This window comes from Bifidobacterium sp. JNUCC 75, from assembly GCF_054819865.1.
In genome coordinates this window covers 136,050-150,959 of the sequence record NZ_JBTHIF010000001.1, presented here as the reverse complement: position 1 = coordinate 150,959, position 14,910 = coordinate 136,050, and the positions used below count along the sequence as shown (strand labels likewise).

At 59.2% G+C, this 14,910-nt stretch carries 12 protein-coding genes and 2 tRNA genes; 12 read left to right on the top strand and 2 right to left on the bottom strand.

Going from position 1 to position 14,910, the window contains the following annotated elements:
* Positions 1-22: 22 nt before the first annotated feature.
* The 3 genes from uvrB (at position 23) to pyk (ending at position 4,863) form a co-directional block, all read left to right on the top strand.
* Positions 23-2,134, top strand: a complete 2,112-nt coding sequence (uvrB, locus tag ACVWNW_RS00660; RefSeq protein ID WP_046323013.1) for an excinuclease ABC subunit UvrB — start codon at positions 23-25, stop codon at positions 2,132-2,134.
* Between the two features lie 173 nt (positions 2,135-2,307).
* Positions 2,308-3,306 carry a TerC family protein gene (locus ACVWNW_RS00655; protein ID WP_046323012.1) on the top strand — a complete coding sequence of 333 codons (999 nt, stop codon included), beginning with the start codon at positions 2,308-2,310 and terminating at the stop codon, positions 3,304-3,306.
* Positions 3,307-3,420: 114 nt separating this feature from the next.
* Entirely contained in the window at positions 3,421-4,863 is a 1,443-nt protein-coding gene (pyk, locus tag ACVWNW_RS00650) for a pyruvate kinase (RefSeq protein WP_046323011.1), read from the top strand.
* Positions 4,864-5,071: 208 nt separating this feature from the next.
* Here the strand turns inward: pyk and ACVWNW_RS00645 are convergent, their stop codons facing one another.
* Entirely contained in the window at positions 5,072-5,665 is a 594-nt protein-coding gene (locus ACVWNW_RS00645; RefSeq protein ID WP_046323781.1) for an NUDIX domain-containing protein, read from the bottom strand.
* A 121-nt stretch (positions 5,666-5,786) separates the two neighbouring features.
* Here ACVWNW_RS00645 and ACVWNW_RS00640 point away from each other — a divergent pair.
* The 9 genes from ACVWNW_RS00640 (at position 5,787) to ACVWNW_RS00600 (ending at position 14,831) form a co-directional block, all read left to right on the top strand.
* Positions 5,787-5,860, top strand: a tRNA-Leu gene (locus ACVWNW_RS00640).
* A gap of 49 nt (positions 5,861-5,909) precedes the next feature.
* Entirely contained in the window at positions 5,910-6,557 is a 648-nt protein-coding gene (locus ACVWNW_RS00635; RefSeq protein WP_015021953.1) for an ANTAR domain-containing response regulator, read from the top strand.
* 8 nt (positions 6,558-6,565) lie between these two features.
* Positions 6,566-9,460 carry a DNA polymerase I gene (gene polA / locus ACVWNW_RS00630; protein ID WP_454482439.1) on the top strand — a complete coding sequence of 965 codons (2,895 nt, stop codon included), beginning with the start codon at positions 6,566-6,568 and terminating at the stop codon, positions 9,458-9,460.
* A 48-nt stretch (positions 9,461-9,508) separates the two neighbouring features.
* A complete protein-coding gene (locus tag ACVWNW_RS00625; protein ID WP_454482437.1) occupies positions 9,509-10,426 on the top strand; it encodes a Nif3-like dinuclear metal center hexameric protein in 918 nt (305 codons plus the stop codon).
* A 35-nt stretch (positions 10,427-10,461) separates the two neighbouring features.
* Positions 10,462-11,145, top strand: a complete 684-nt coding sequence (locus tag ACVWNW_RS00620) for an NUDIX hydrolase (protein WP_454482435.1) — start codon at positions 10,462-10,464, stop codon at positions 11,143-11,145.
* A gap of 126 nt (positions 11,146-11,271) precedes the next feature.
* On the top strand, positions 11,272-12,003 hold the full coding sequence (locus ACVWNW_RS00615) for a TetR/AcrR family transcriptional regulator (protein ID WP_144177198.1): 732 nt from the start codon (positions 11,272-11,274) through the stop codon (positions 12,001-12,003).
* A gap of 99 nt (positions 12,004-12,102) precedes the next feature.
* Positions 12,103-12,834 (top strand): ABC transporter ATP-binding protein, encoded by a 732-nt coding sequence (locus ACVWNW_RS00610; RefSeq protein WP_454482433.1) that lies wholly within the window; start codon positions 12,103-12,105, stop codon positions 12,832-12,834.
* Between the two features lies 1 nt (position 12,835).
* Complete coding sequence (locus ACVWNW_RS00605) at positions 12,836-13,531, top strand: ABC transporter permease (RefSeq protein ID WP_454482431.1); 696 nt, start codon at positions 12,836-12,838, stop codon at positions 13,529-13,531.
* A 13-nt stretch (positions 13,532-13,544) separates the two neighbouring features.
* A complete protein-coding gene (locus ACVWNW_RS00600; protein WP_454482429.1) occupies positions 13,545-14,831 on the top strand; it encodes an MFS transporter in 1,287 nt (428 codons plus the stop codon).
* Here the strand turns inward: ACVWNW_RS00600 and ACVWNW_RS00595 are convergent.
* Positions 14,823-14,896: transfer RNA gene (locus ACVWNW_RS00595), tRNA-Pro, on the bottom strand. The two genes, ACVWNW_RS00600 and ACVWNW_RS00595, sit on opposite strands and share 9 nt — an antisense overlap.
* Positions 14,897-14,910: the final 14 nt, after the last annotated feature.

The following is a 14,910-nucleotide window of genomic DNA, read 5'->3' as shown; positions in this document are numbered from 1 at the left end:
ACGCATCCTGGAAGGGAGTTTCATGGGGTTCAACATAGAGCGAACCGATAAGCCCTTCGTGGTCAAGTCTCCCTACAAGCCCTCCGGCGACCAGCCAGAGGCTATCGAGGAGCTGGCTACACGGATTGAGAATGGCGAGAACGATGTGGTGCTCATGGGCGCCACCGGCACCGGCAAGACCGCGACCACGGCCTGGCTGATTGAGCGCCTGCAGCGGCCCACTCTGATTCTGGAGCCCAACAAGACCCTAGCCGCCCAGCTATGCGCCGAGTTCCGCGAGCTCATGCCCGACAATGCGGTCTCCTACTTCGTCTCCTACTACGACTACTACCAGCCCGAGGCCTACATTCCCCAGACGGACACCTACATCGAAAAGGACTCCAACATCAACGACGATGTGGAGCGGCTCCGGCACGCCGCCACTGCCAACTTGCTGACTAGGCGCGACTGCGTGGTCGTGGCCACCGTCTCCTGTATCTACGGCTTGGGCACGCCCGAGGAGTACGCCGGCCGCATGCTCTTTCTGCACGAGGGGGACCGGATCAACCGGGACGACCTGCTGCGCAAGTTCGTGGACATGCAGTACAAGCGCAACGACATCGCCTTCACCCGAGGCACCTTCCGAGTACGCGGCGACACGGTTGAGATCATCCCCGTCTATGAGGAGCTGGCCGTCCGCATCGAATTCTTTGGCGATGAGATCGACCGCATCTCCACCCTGCACCCGCTGACCGGGGACGAGATCGCCCATGAGACCTCAGTGCACATCTTCCCCGCTTCCCACTATGTGGCCGGTCCCGAACGGATGGAGCGCGCCCTGAAGACCATCAAGGAGGAGTTGGACTGGCGTGTGGGCCAACTGCGCAAGCAGGGCAAGGAGCTGGAGGCCCAGAGGCTGACCATGCGCACCACCTACGACCTGGAGATGCTCACCCAGATTGGCACTTGCTCCGGAGTGGAGAACTACTCCCGTCACTTCGACGGGCGCGAACCTGGTACGCCGCCTCACACCTTGCTGGACTTCTTCCCTGACGACTTCCTGCTGGTCATCGACGAGTCCCATGTGACCGTCCCCCAGATCGGAGCCATGTACGAGGGGGATGCCAGCCGCAAGCGGACTCTGGTGGAGCACGGCTTCCGCTTGCCTTCGGCCATGGACAACCGTCCGCTGAAGTGGCCTGAGTTTCTGGACAAGGTGGGCCAGACGGTCTACCTGTCGGCAACGCCAGGCGACTATGAGATGGGCCTGTCCGACGGGGTGGTAGAGCAGGTCATACGGCCCACAGGCCTGCTGGATCCCGAGGTGGAGGTTAGGCCTGTCAAGGGCCAGGTGGATGATCTCCTGGACGAAATCAAGACAAGGGTGGATCGCCACGAGCGGGTTCTGGTAACCACGCTGACCAAGAAGATGGCCGAGGATCTGACCGATTACCTACTTGAGCGCGACATCAAAGTGGAATACTTGCACTCTGACGTGGACACCCTCAGGCGGGTGGAGCTCCTGCGGGAGCTGCGCGAGGGCAAGATCGACGTCATCGTGGGCATCAACCTCCTACGCGAGGGACTGGACCTGCCTGAGGTCTCCTTGGTGGCCATTCTGGATGCGGACAAGGAGGGCTTCCTGCGCTCATACCGCTCACTGATCCAAACCATCGGCCGTGCGGCCAGGAACGTGTCCGGCAAGGTCATCATGTACGCCGACGAGGTCACCGACTCCATGGACAAGGCCATCAGCGAGACCAATCGTCGTCGGGCCAAGCAGATCGCCTACAACAAGGAACATGGCGTGGATCCCAAGCCATTGATCAAGAAGATCAGCGATGTCAACGACATGCTGGCCAAGGAGGACGTGGATACCCAGACCCTGCTGGCAGGAGGCTACCGCAACGCCAACAAGGCTGGCAATTCCCACCTGGGCGTTCCCCTCTACGACAAGGAGGAGGCCGACAAGCGGCACCAGGAGATTCTCCAGGCTGGTCTGCCGGCGCAGGATCTTGCCGACCTGATTCGTCAGCTGAGCGACCAGATGCACACGGCTGCGCAACAGCTGCAGTTCGAGCTTGCAGCCCGTCTGCGCGACGAAATCAAGGATCTGAAGAAGGAGCTGAGGCAGATGACCGAGGCCAAAAAATAAGTTTAGCCTTAGCCTTGGTCCATGGCTTTTGGTCCGACCAGGCCATGCTTCAAGATTGTGACAATGAATGAGGAATCATAGGCCCGATCCTGCGGAACACCGCTTGCAAGGATGTTCTGATGGGCGGGCCGGGAAGATGAGCACGTCATATCTTGCCACTAGAGTCAGGTGATATGTCCGAGACACCTCTGCCGTTCATGGTTGTGAGCCTGGTTGTGCTGGCCCTCTTCTTCGTGGTCGATCTTCTGGTGATCGGACGGCGACCACACGTGCCTTCCACCGGCGAGTGCGTGCGGCACATTGCCTTCTTCGTGGTTATGGCCTTGATTTTTGGTGCGCTGATCTGGAAGGTGGCTGGGTCCAAGCCGGCCATCGAGTTCTACTCGGGCTGGCTGACCGAGTACTCGCTCAGCATCGACAACCTCTTCGTCTTCGTCATCATCATGAGCAATTTTGCCGTGCCCTTGCGTCTTCAGCGCTATGTGCTCAGCATCGGCATTACTATCGCCCTACTGCTGCGCGGCGTCTTCATCCTGGCCGGAACGGCACTAATTACCCGCTTCACTTGGGTATTCTTCATCTTCGGCTTCTTTCTGCTCTATACCGCCTGGAACATGGTCTCCAGCCGCGGCAAGCAGGAGGAGTACCACGAGAACGGGCTGATCAGGATCCTGCGCCGGGTCATCCCCATCACCAGCCACTATGACGGTGAGCATCTGCGGACCACCTTTGAGGGCAAGCGCTACTTCACGCCCATGCTGGTGGTTTTCCTGGCCATTGGCACTACAGATGTTATGTTCGCCTTCGACTCCATTCCGGCCATCTTCGGACTGACCAAGGATCCCTTCATCGTTTTCACCTCCAATGTCTTCGCCCTGCTGGGCCTTCAGCAGCTTTACTTCCTGCTTGGATCCCTGCTCGACAAGCTGGAGTATCTGCCCCTTGGGCTGGCTGTGGTTCTGGCCTTCATCGGAGTAAAGCTGATCATGGAGGCTCTGCACGGCAACACCCTGCCTTTCATCAACGGCGGGCGGTCCTTGACTGCCGTGCCGGAGATACCGACCTGGGTGTCCCTGCTGGTCATCGTCCTGGCCATCGGTATATCCGCACTGGCGTCAGTGCTCAAGAGTCGCCATCAGTCCTTTGAATCAGCTGCACAGGGAGTAAGGTAATTAACAATCCCCTGAGCCACTAGGGTTGTTAGCGCTAACGGGAAATACTGGTTCCCATCATGCTAAGTCTGTACAATAGAACGGTAAGTAAGAAAAAGAACAGGCAGGTAGTATATGCGCAAAGCCAAGATCGTCGATACCATCGGGCCGGCTTCGGAGTCGCTGGAGAACATCACCAAGCTGGTCAGGGCCGGCATGGATGTGGCCAGGCTCAACCGGTCCCACGGCACTCCCGAAGATCACCTCAAGGTTTATAACAACGTGCGTCAGGCCAGCAAGGAGACTGGACGCAACGTGGCGGCCCTGGTCGATTTGCAGGGTCCTAAGATTCGTTGCGGCTGGTTCAAGAAGAACGAGCAGGGCGAAGACAAGGTCTTCCTCAAGGAGGGCCAGGAGTTCACCATCACCACCGATGATGTCGAGGGTGACGAACACATGACCTCCACCACCTTCAAGGGTCTGCCCGGTGACTGCCATCCCGGCGATCCCATTCTGATTGATGACGGCAAGGTCCGTCTGGAGGTCACCAAGGTCGAGGGCAACCAGGTTCACACCAAGGTGGTCGTGGCTGGTCCGGTCTCCTCCCACAAGGGCATCAACCTACCCGGCGTGGCCGTGAGCCTACCGGCATTGACCCCCAAGGACGAGGAGGACTTGCGCTGGGGCATCCGCACCGGTGCCGACATCATTGCCATGTCTTTCGTCCGCTTCGCCACCGACATCGACCGCGCCCATGAGATCATGGACGAGGAGGGTCGCCGCATCCCCATCGTGGCCAAGATCGAAAAGCCCCAGGCGGTTGAGAACCTGGAGGAGATCGTCAAAGCCTTCGACGGCATCATGGTAGCCCGCGGCGACATGGCTGTGGAGATGCCGTTCGAGCAGGTTCCCCTGGTGACCAAGCGCTGCATCGAGCTGGCCCGTCAGTACGCCAAGCCGGTCATCGTCGCTACTGAGGTTCTGGGATCCATGGTTCATTCGCCCATCCCCAGCCGCGCCGAGGCCTCCGACTGCGCCAATGCCGTCCTTGACGGTGCCGACGCCACCATGACCTCCAACGAGACCGCCGTGGGCGACTACCCCGACACCACGGTCTCTACAATGGCCCGGATCTCTGAGTACGCCACCACCCACGGGTTTGATCGTATCCCGGATATGCACAACCTGGACATGTCCAACTCGGGTGCTGTCTCTTCCGCTGCCGTGGACCTGGCTGACAAGATCAACGCCAAGGCCATCGTGGCCTTCACTCAGACCGGCAACACCGTGCACCGCGTCTCCCGCGAGCGTCCGGCTGCCCCCATCTATGCCCTGACCACTGATGAGCACACTTATCATTGGCTGGCACTGAGCTGGGGCACCGAGGCCTTCATGTGTGAGCAGGACTACCACGACTTCAACCGTGCAGGCCTCATGGCCTTCGTGGACTCCACTTTGAAGAAGCAGGGCAAGGTCTCCGACGGCGACTGCCTGGTGGTGCTCAGTAGCGCCCAAGGCGAGTATGAGCCGGGAAACACCGACTGCATCTACGTCCACACAGTTGGCGCCAACGACTGATCTCCGGACTGTTGCCTGACTGCCGTCTGAGTCAGCCAGGCAACTGGACCGTTAGGGTCATTCGATGCTGACACAGCAAAGAACCGGTGGTCTTTCCCCGCCTAACAAGGTAGGGGGAGAGGTCACCGGTTCGCTATGTGATTGCTCCTGTGCTAGTCGGCTCGTTGCTAAGGCGTTTAGGTAGCAGGCAATTGTCGCAGGAACAGCCTCAGTGCAGGTCGGACAGTCCGATTTTGGCTCGCAGGATGGCGATGGTGGTTTTAGCATCCAATATGGTCCCTGCGATCACCATGTCATAGGCCTCGTCCACGGTGAAGAGCCGCACATTCTGGTGGGGAGTCTCTGGTGCCAGGCTGGAAGGTTGCACCGCTGTCAAGCCTTCGGCATAGAAGAGCGTGGTGTGTTGCGTGGAGAAGCTTGGAGTGTTGATGAACCTCGCGAACTGGTTGAAGGAGGCAGCCTTGTATCCGGCCTCTTCGCGCAGTCGTCTGGTAGCCACATCGATGGGGGCCTCCTTGTCGTTGAGCGGATGGCCGGCCGGCAGCTCAAGGGTCCAACGATGGGTGGGCAGACGGTACTGCTCGACCAGGGGTATCCTTCCATCGTCGGTGATGGCTAGGACGGCGATGGTGTCTCCATGCTTCTCACTGACGATGCTGCGATCGAAGGTCTGATTGTCACTGGATTCAAAGGTGACCCTGTCGACGCTGAAGTAATGGCTGTCCATAATTTGCTTGCGGGCCTTTTCCTGGACGGGGGAGGTGCGCCAAGGATCGAACCGTCGATAGATCTGAGTGGTCATCATGCTCTCCTTCGACTGCTGATGTGCCTGTATACATAACTGTCTTCATTCTAAGGCAGATTCAACACGAATAACCTTGCGTCGTCGCCAAAGTATGGTAGATTCTCTGTGGTAACGAAAAGCCCCCGTATCCCAATTGGTAGAGGAAACGGCCTCAAAATCCGTGCAGTGTGAGTTCGAGTCTCACCGGGGGCACGATAAAGCGAACCCCATCCGTCACTCATCGGTTTTCGGTGGAGCCAGGATGGACTTTCAGGAAACGAGGTTGAAAGTGGCTTCAGAGAGTAAGAACCGCAGCGATTCCCCCGAAGGGCGGACCGTGGTTGTGGCGGAAGATGAGGCTTTGATCAGGCTCGATACCGTCGAAGCTCTCGAGGATGCCGGCTATGACGTGGTCGGCCAGGCAGCCAGCGGCCAGGAGGCCATTGATCTGACTCGTGAGCTGAGACCCGATGTAGTTGTTATGGACGTGAAGATGCCCGGTACCGACGGCATTACCGCCGCCACTGAGATCGGCAAGGAGAATCTGGCCCCGGTGGTTATGCTGACGGCGTTTTCTCAGCAGAGTCTGGTCGAGAAGGCGGCTGATGCTGGGGCCATGGCCTACGTGGTCAAGCCCTTCGCTCCGGAAAAGCTGCTGCCGGCCCTTGAGGTGGCCATTTCACGCTTCGATCAGATCAACGCCCTGAAGGATGAGGTCACCGACATGAAGGCCCGTTTCGAAGCCCGGAAGCGGGTGGACAGGGCCAAGGGCCTGCTCATGGAGAGCATGGGCATGACCGAGTCTGAGGCCTTCCGCTGGATCCAGAAGACATCCATGGACCGCAGGCTGACCATGCAGGAGGTGGCCGACGTGGTCATCAACAACGTGGCCAATCAGAACGATCGTTAGTCATTCTTATGGAAGACCAGACGAAGGAGCAGGACAAGGACGGCCGCACCCTGCTGGTCGTCGATGGACATTCGCTGGCCTTCCGGGCCTTCTATGCCCTTCCCGTCGAGAGCTTCACTACCTCGACGGGGCAACCCACCAACGCGGTATGGGGCTTTGCCACCATGCTGGCGGATGTAATGGCCAAGGAGAAGCCCACTCACATGGGCGTGGCCTTTGACGTCAAGGGCGGCACCTTCCGCAACGCAATGTTGCCCCAATACAAGGGCACCCGTGAAGCCGCTCCCAAGGAACTGCTGAGCCAGCTGCCTCTGATCCAGGACCTGCTTAAGGGCCTGGGCATCACCTATATCGAAAAGCCCGGTTACGAGGGCGACGATATCATCGGCACGCTGGCCACCATGGGGGAGCAGGCCGGGTTCAAGACCCTGGTTCTGTCGGGGGACAGGGATGCCTTTCAGCTAGTGGACGACGACATCACCGTGCTCTACCCAGGCCACCACTTCAAGAACCTCAAGCACATGACGCCCCAGGCCATCATGGATCGCTACAAGGTGACCCCGGAGCAGTATCCGGATCTGGCCGCCATGCGCGGCGAGGGGGCCGACAACATCCCTGGCGTGCCGGGTGTGGGCGACGGCTATGCTGCCAAGTGGATCAACAAGTACGGATCGTTGGATTCCATTCTGGAACACGCTGACGAAATCGGCGGCAAGAAGGGCCAGGCATTGGCGGAGAATGCCGACCAGGTGCGACTCAACCGGAAGGTCAATGCCCTGGTGCGCGACCTGGATCTGGGCGTGAAGGTGGAGGATCTGCGTTTCGGCACCATCCATACGGATCAGGTTCTGCCCATCTTTGAGCAGCTGCAGTTCGGCCCGCAGACCCGCAAGAAGATCCTGCGCGGATTCAACACGGTTGCCGATTACGATTACTCTCCAGCTTCAGCGCTGGTGGACGTCAGCAACAAGCAAGAGGAGTTCACGCAGCCCGAGCGTGATAAGGCGGAGTCCGCCGACCAGCTGCGGGACTGGTGCGAGAAGCATCTGCCGGATAAGGCCCTTTGCCGGCGCTCGGCAGACCATGTCAAGGCCATGGCCGATGCCCTGGACCAAATCAAAGACATCGGAGACTCCGACCAGAATGCCATGCGCTGCAGTGAAGCCATGAAAGAGCACTGGGTTCTTCACGCCATCGGCTGGGCCAAGCACGGCGACTACGGCCTGGAGGAACTGGCTGTTCTCTCCATGGATGGCCACGGCCTGGTCCTTATGGCGGAAGACATTGACGAAGCCATGCGTGAGGCCATCCAGGAGCTGATTGACCAGCGGATTGGCACCTGCGTGGTCCATGGTTACAAGGAGCATCTGCACTTCTTGGAGAGCCAGGGACTGCACATGCCCCTGCCCCTGTTCGATACCAAGCTGGCAGGCTATCTGGCTGAGCCTGATTTCCACGCTGACAATCTGGAACAGGCCGTAGCCCACTTCCTGGCCATCCCCGTAGAGGAGGAGCCTGAAGCCACACAGGGGGCCCTGGCCCTGGACGGGCGAGAGGATGAGGACGAGCGTCGGCGGGGGACTCGGATTCTTCGTCAGGCGCAATACGTCATGATGGTTTCCGAGCGCCTGCAGGAACTTATCGACGAGCGTCATCAGTACGGGCTGCTCCGCACTATAGAGCTGCCCACCTCCGCAGTCCTGGCGCAGATGGAGACCGAGGGCGCCAAGGTGGATGATGCCCGCCTGAAGGAGATGCACGACCGGTTCGCTGCAGAGGCCCGTCAGGCTCAGGAAATCGCTTGGGATAAGGCCGGCAGCCGTGTCAACCTGCAGAGCCCCAAGCAGCTTAGCAAGGTGCTCTTTGATGATATGGGCCTGGTGCCCACCCATAGGACTAAGACCGGTTCCTATTCCACCAACGTCTCGGTCCTGCAGGACTTGTATATAAAGTCGGTCAACAACGAACGGGCCAACGACTTCCTGGGCGCGCTCCTCAAGCACAGGGAGACCAACAAGCTCAAGCAGATCGTGCAAACCCTGCGCGAGGCTGTCAATCCCCGGGATGGACGGCTGCACACCACCTATGAGCAGACCGTGGCCGCCACTGGCCGGTTGAGCTCGGTTGATCCCAACTTGCAGAACATTCCCAACCGGGATGCCCGTGGGCGTGAGATTCGTTCGGCCTTCGTGCCTGGCAGCGGGTACGAGGCGCTACTTTCCTCGGACTACTCCCAGGTGGAGCTGCGGATCATGGCCCATCTTTCCGGAGACCAGGCCTTGATCGATGCCTTCAAGTCCGGCGCTGACTTCCACCGGTACGTGGCCAGCCTGGTCTACGACATCCCCATGGAGGAGGTCACCGGGGACCAGCGCTCCCATGTGAAGGCCATGAGCTATGGTCTGGCCTATGGACTGAGCACCTATGGCCTAGCCCAGCAACTCAAGATTAGTCCGGCCGCGGCTGATGTGTTGCGCGCCAAGTACTTCGCCACCTTCGGCAAGGTCCATGAGTACTTGGAGTCCCTGGTGGCCGATGCCCGTGAGAAGGGTTACACCGAGACCATGTTCGGTCGTCGGCGCTACTTCCCGGGGCTGCGTTCCAAGCGCCGTCCCACCCGCGAAGCCGCCGAGAGGGCCGCTCTGAACGCGCCCATCCAGGGGTCAGCTGCCGACATCATGAAAATCGCCATGATCAAGGCCAGCCGTGCCTTGTCCGATCAGGGGCTGAAGAGCCGAATCTCCCTGCAGATCCACGATGAATTGCTGGTGGAGATCGCTCCCGGAGAGACCGACAAGGCCACCAAACTGGTCAAGGATTCCATGGAACATGCCGTTGAATTGGCCGTGCCCCTGGATGTGTCCACCGGCATTGGCCAGGATTGGGAGCTGGCCGCTCACTGAACTAACATGAGGTGGCCTGGGCCCAGCAGGATCCGAGGAGGGATCGTTATGTCTGATGGGCAAGATGAGGTTCAGAGGCCTTCGGTGTCCCTGGGCCAGGTTGTGGATCTGCTGGAGGGGCTTTACCCCTTGGAATACGCAGAGGACTGGGATTATCCTGGTCTGGTGGCGGGGGATCCGTCCTGGCCGGTCAGGCGGATTTGGTGCGCCGTAGACCCTCGGCCCGATGTGGTTCAGGAGGCTCTTGACCACAAGGCCGACCTGCTGATCACCCACCATCCGCTCTTCTTCAGGTCGGTCCATCAGGTTTCCGGCCAGGATTTTCGCGGGGATATGATAACCAGGCTGATTGAGGGCCGTTGTGGGCTCTGGGTTGGGCATACCAACGCTGATGCTGCTTACCGTGGCGTGGCCCAGGCCGCTGCCGATGTTCTTGACCTGCAGGAGGCGAGACCACTGGCTCCTCAGTCGGTCTCTAAACGCGATTTGCACGCTGATCAGGGGATCCAGGTAGGCCTGGGTCGTTGGGGACGGCTTCCTAAGCCCACACCATTTGAGGATTTGGTCCATACCGTGGCGGGCCTCCTGCCCAGGACGGCTCTGGGTGTTCAGGCGGTCGGTGTGCCCGAGGCCATGGTTTCCACGGTCGCCCTGCTGCCCGGCTCGGGGGACTCCGAGTTCGACCTGGTCCGGTCCACGGGGGCAGATGTCTACATCACCAGCGATTTGCGCCATCATCCAGCCACGGATGCCTACCAGCAGGCCCTTTATGAGGCCCGGATAGCGGGTCGTCCCAATCAGCCCAGACCCATGCTGATTAACACCCCGCACTCGGCCATCGAAAGTCTCTGGTTCCGCTACGCCAAGGGAGACATTGCCCGGGCCCTGGAGATGGCTACTGGTGTTCGTCCACAGGTGGAGGTCTCATCGATCGTCACCGACCCTTGGACCATGGTGGTGCGCTGACGGCTGAGGGTTGATGATTGAGGAGGAATGATTGCATGAGCGATGAAGCACAGGATCTGCAGGCACGATTGGCCGCCAGACTGGCCGACCGGGATGGCCAGGGGGCCAAGGGCATCGATATGGACCGTGTACCCGAGCTGATGGATGATAGGGAGGTCTTCCGCGGCCCGATATTCGTTATCGACCAACAGCAGGTGGCCATGTTCCGGCGTGACGGTTCTAAGGAGATCATCGGCAGACAGCTCATCCGTCACGCCCCCTGCGTGGTCATGCTGGTGCACGACTGCACTGCCGATGCCTATCTGCTGACCCGAGAGTACCGGGTGGGCGCCCAGGCCTACGTGTTCGGCCTGCCAGCCGGCTTCATCGACCCGGGCGAGAGCCCCGTCAAGGCCGTCCTGCGCGAGCTGCGTGAGGAGACCGGTTTGGTACCCGGGCCCGAGGGTGCTCCGGGCTCAGAAAGCCATCTGGATCCGGACAACGGCTGGATTGATGCCGCTCCCGATGTCTACTCCTCCCTGGGCATGAGCGACGAGCTCGGACATATCGTGGTCCTGCATTTGCGTCGCTGGCATCAGGGGCCAACCGACTTCGACCCGGGCGAGCACATCCAGTCGGCCTGGGTCTCCTGGCAGGAGCTCTGCGCAGCAGGAGTCGCCGATGCCAAGGCGGTGGTTGCCATTCAGCACGAGGCCATTCGTCGTCTGCAGAAGGATTAATGTCGAGGAATAAAGTGCATGCTTGGTCAAGCAGAACATACCAGTGGTATGATAGCATTTTGCCGGACAAGATGGTCAGACCAGGATGGTCAGGCATTGATGCACTGACAGGAAGGGGAGCACCGCATGGGCACGCCGAAGGATCCCGAAGGGCATCGCAATCAGATCCTTGATGTAGCCCAGCGACTCTTCCTGGAAAAGGGCTACGACGGAACCAGCATTCAGGACATTGTCGATGGTCTGGGTGGCATGACCAAGGGAGCTGTCTACTATCATTTTCCTTCCAAGACGGCCATTTTCCATGCGGTCACCGAGCGCATGGCTTCGTCCTCATCCCAGGGGGACTGGCTGGGGGAATGGCCCGGAAAAACTGGCCTTGACAAACTGCGCAACGAGCTGATTGCCTCCCTGTCGGCTTACTCGCGTCTCGACGTGACCTTTTCAGCCAGAACCCTGTTGAAGAGCCCCCGTATGGTCGGGGAGATGTACTTGAAATCCATGGACAGGATTGTGGACGTGATCACCCCCTACGTTCGAGAAGGCGTGGAAGACGGCTCCATTGCCCCCTGCAATCCCGAGGATCTGGCCCAGGTACTCTATATCCTGCTCAACATGTGGATAGGGATCCGGTTCTCGACCATGACTCGGGAACAAGTGGTTTCCAAGTTTACTCTGTTGGCCGATATGCTCAAGGGGATCGGGGCACCGGTCATAGATGATCGGGTCATTCGCGCAGCCGTGCACTTGCATGCGCATCTGAAGAGCAATCCATTGACTGCCACTGGTGGGGGGTCCACTCAGGAGAAATCCGACCGGGATCAGGATCACGAGGCCTCTATGAGCCGAGAGATCTCTTAGGGCCTAGATGGCTCTGGCGATTAGCAAGATTCGGGTACTCAACGGGTGAATGGTTTTGTTTCCGCCAAACATACCATTGGTATTTTTGAAAGGAGTTTCATGAAAATTCTGGAGGCGGACGGTATCGTCCAAGTGTTTGAAGGCAGGGAGGTGCTGGCTGGGCTGGACCTGTCATTGGAGCAGGGCGAGATTCTGGGCCTGTTGGGAGCCAACGGGGCTGGCAAGTCCACGCTGTTGAAGATTCTGACTGGAATGCAGAGACCTGCCGGCGGACGGGTCCGTTTTCTGGAGAAACCTCTCAGCGAAGGCTACCCGGGCAGTTTGGCAAGGATGGGGGTGTCCATCAATGAGCCCGTATTTTATGAGTCGCTCAGTGCCAGGCAGAACCTGGTGATCGACCAGTCCTACCATGCGTTGGCAAGCGGGGAGCATAGAGCCGTTGATCTCGCCGGAATCAGCCAACTCTTGGAGAACGTCGGATTGACTGCCGATTCAACCACGCCTGTTGGCAGATATTCCATGGGCATGAGGCAAAGGCTGGCCCTGGCAAGATGCATGGGCCATCATCCTGACCTTTACCTACTGGACGAGCCGCTCAACGGATTGGATCCTGTGGCCATCGGACAGCTGCGAAACAGCCTGCGAAGTCTGGCTGCCCAAGGCAGCGCGGTCCTCTTTTCCAGCCACATCCTCTCCGAGGTGCTGCACACTGCCGACCGCGTGATGGTGGTGGTGGACGGCAGGGTAAGTCTGCGGGCCAGCGTCTCGGAGCTCCTCAATAAGGGCCAAGAGGCCGCCGAACAGACCCTGATCAATGCTATGGAGGGCTGATATGAAGACGCTGCTGCAATTGGAGCTGAAAAAGACGAGACTATGGCCCTGCATTTTCGGAGGACTGGCAGTGGTGGCCGCATCCTTGGCCCTGGGAGGCATGTTCCTGGCCATTGGCCACACGAGCGGGCGGTCTGATCCTCGGCTGTCCAGTCTGGCTTTCGTGTTGCAGATGGCCATGGTCATCCTTCTGGTAGGTTTCTCTTTGGTGGCCGCTGCCCTCTGCAACCTGGTCTTCATCGAACCCTATACAGGGAGGAATCTGACACTCACCCTGTCGTGCCCCATCTCGCGGGAACGAATCCTGCTTGCCAAACTGGTGTTCGTCGGCTTCTTCACGGCCCTGTCCTATCTGGCGGGAACGGCCGTTACCCTGACCGTCTTGCTGCTGGTCGACCGTCTTGTGGGTTCACTCGAAAAGGGTTCGCCAGGCAGTCTGTTCGGACAGGTTCTCTTCATGCTGGTCACCAGTCTCGCGGGACTGGCAGGGCTGGTCGGCATCGCCCTTTCCTTGGGCTTCTGGAAGCGCTCGCTGCCAATCATGTTTGGGGTCCTGCTCCTGCTGGACGCTTTGGTGGGCAACCTGCTCTCCCTTTCCCCACTACTGTCTGCGCTGGTACTTCTTATCATCTTTCTGACCTCCCTGCCGGCCTGGTGGTTGCTTCACCGGACTCTCATGAAGATCGAACTGCCCTGAACGGCTGCCGACCATGCAGGAACTTCTGAAGAACAAGCCTTTCGTGACCATGGTTCTGGCCAGTCTGTTTAATACGGTCGGGGGCGAGCTCTTCAACATCGTCTTCATCGTCTATGCCCAGACCATGCCCTTTGCCGGACTGGCCGTCTCCATAGCTTCAATGGCCTGGGTGGCGCCAACGCTGACGGCCATCCTGACCGGATACTTGGCCGACAGGACCGCGCACAAGACACGGATGCAAGTGGTGATCAAGCTGATTCAGGTGTGTATTTACCTGGCTATGGCCATAACAATCGGCAGGTCCAAGAGTTTGCCCGTCTTTCTGCTGCTGGTAGCCATGGACATGGCATCTTCCATGCTGGAGGGATATGCGGGCAGTCTGTGGATGCCGGTCCTCAAACACCTGGTCCAGCCAGGCCAGCTCCATCAGGCGACCTCAATCACCTCCGCTGCATCCAATGTGGCGGCTGTCATCAGTGCAGGCGGAGGTGCGGTGTTGATCGCTATCCTGGGCAACAGATTCGCTGTATTCGCGCTGATCAATGCTGCCACCTTTCTGCTGGCGGGAATTCTGGTGGCCATTGGCTATAAGGCATTCGCCAGGGCGGAAGTCACAGGCAATGATTCATCTATGGGCAAGCATGTGGGCCTGTCCTCCAGCCTCCGTATGGCCTTGGGGGAGTTTCGCAGCTCTACATTCCTGGTCCTGATGGTGGGCTTCGGCTGTCTGGTCAACCTTCTGGGGACGGCTCTGCAACCCTTGCTCAATCTGGGGCTGATTTCCATGTCCGAGGTCTGGTGGGGAAGCTACGGCACAACCATAGCCGTAGTCAACGGCATCTCCTCGCTTGGACTGATCCTTGGCGCACTTCTTGCCGCAGATCCACTCCGGCGGCTGCCCATGGCCCACCTGCTGACCGGAGTCATGGCTGCAGCCGCCATGGTAGGGATCAACCTGGTATGGCTGCACATTCCTGCCCTGCTGTTCCTCCCGCTCCTGGTTATGAACTATCTTTTGGGCAAGATCAACCCTCGGTTCATGACCATGCTCATCAGCACAGTGGACGAGGACCACCTGGCTGCAACTATGGGAGTGGTACAGACTGTCATGATGATAGGGGCGCCTCTGGGGCAGATGATTTTTCTAACGCTGGGAAATCTGGTCGGCATCGCCATCACCATGTCGATTTATGCGAGTCTGACGGGCCTTCTGGCTCTGACGATTCTCGTTACAGGATTGCTGGGCATGAATGCCAAGGATCCGACTCCCGACATGGGACAAAAGCAAAAGTCGGGCTAGCCGGATTTGAACCGGCGACATCCTGCACCCAAAGCAGGCGCGCTACCAAGCTGCGCTATAGCCCGGCGCCCATCAGTAT

Excerpts from the sequence above, each read along its gene's own strand:
- ACVWNW_RS00625 (WP_454482437.1), top strand. The coding sequence starts at position 9,509 with ATGTCTGATGGGCAAGATGAGGTTCAGAGGCCTTCGGTGTCCCTGGGC.
- ACVWNW_RS00620 (WP_454482435.1), top strand. The coding sequence starts at position 10,462 with ATGAGCGATGAAGCACAGGATCTGCAGGCACGATTGGCCGCCAGACTG.
- uvrB (WP_046323013.1), top strand. The coding sequence starts at position 23 with ATGGGGTTCAACATAGAGCGAACCGATAAGCCCTTCGTGGTCAAGTCT.
- pyk (WP_046323011.1), top strand. The coding sequence starts at position 3,421 with ATGCGCAAAGCCAAGATCGTCGATACCATCGGGCCGGCTTCGGAGTCG.
- ACVWNW_RS00655 (WP_046323012.1), top strand. The coding sequence starts at position 2,308 with ATGTCCGAGACACCTCTGCCGTTCATGGTTGTGAGCCTGGTTGTGCTG.
- polA (WP_454482439.1), top strand. The coding sequence starts at position 6,566 with ATGGAAGACCAGACGAAGGAGCAGGACAAGGACGGCCGCACCCTGCTG.
- ACVWNW_RS00645 (WP_046323781.1), bottom strand. The coding sequence starts at position 5,665 with ATGACCACTCAGATCTATCGACGGTTCGATCCTTGGCGCACCTCCCCC.
- ACVWNW_RS00615 (WP_144177198.1), top strand. The coding sequence starts at position 11,272 with ATGGGCACGCCGAAGGATCCCGAAGGGCATCGCAATCAGATCCTTGAT.
- ACVWNW_RS00600 (WP_454482429.1), top strand. The coding sequence starts at position 13,545 with ATGCAGGAACTTCTGAAGAACAAGCCTTTCGTGACCATGGTTCTGGCC.
- ACVWNW_RS00610 (WP_454482433.1), top strand. The coding sequence starts at position 12,103 with ATGAAAATTCTGGAGGCGGACGGTATCGTCCAAGTGTTTGAAGGCAGG.
- ACVWNW_RS00605 (WP_454482431.1), top strand. The coding sequence starts at position 12,836 with ATGAAGACGCTGCTGCAATTGGAGCTGAAAAAGACGAGACTATGGCCC.
- ACVWNW_RS00635 (WP_015021953.1), top strand. The coding sequence starts at position 5,910 with ATGGACTTTCAGGAAACGAGGTTGAAAGTGGCTTCAGAGAGTAAGAAC.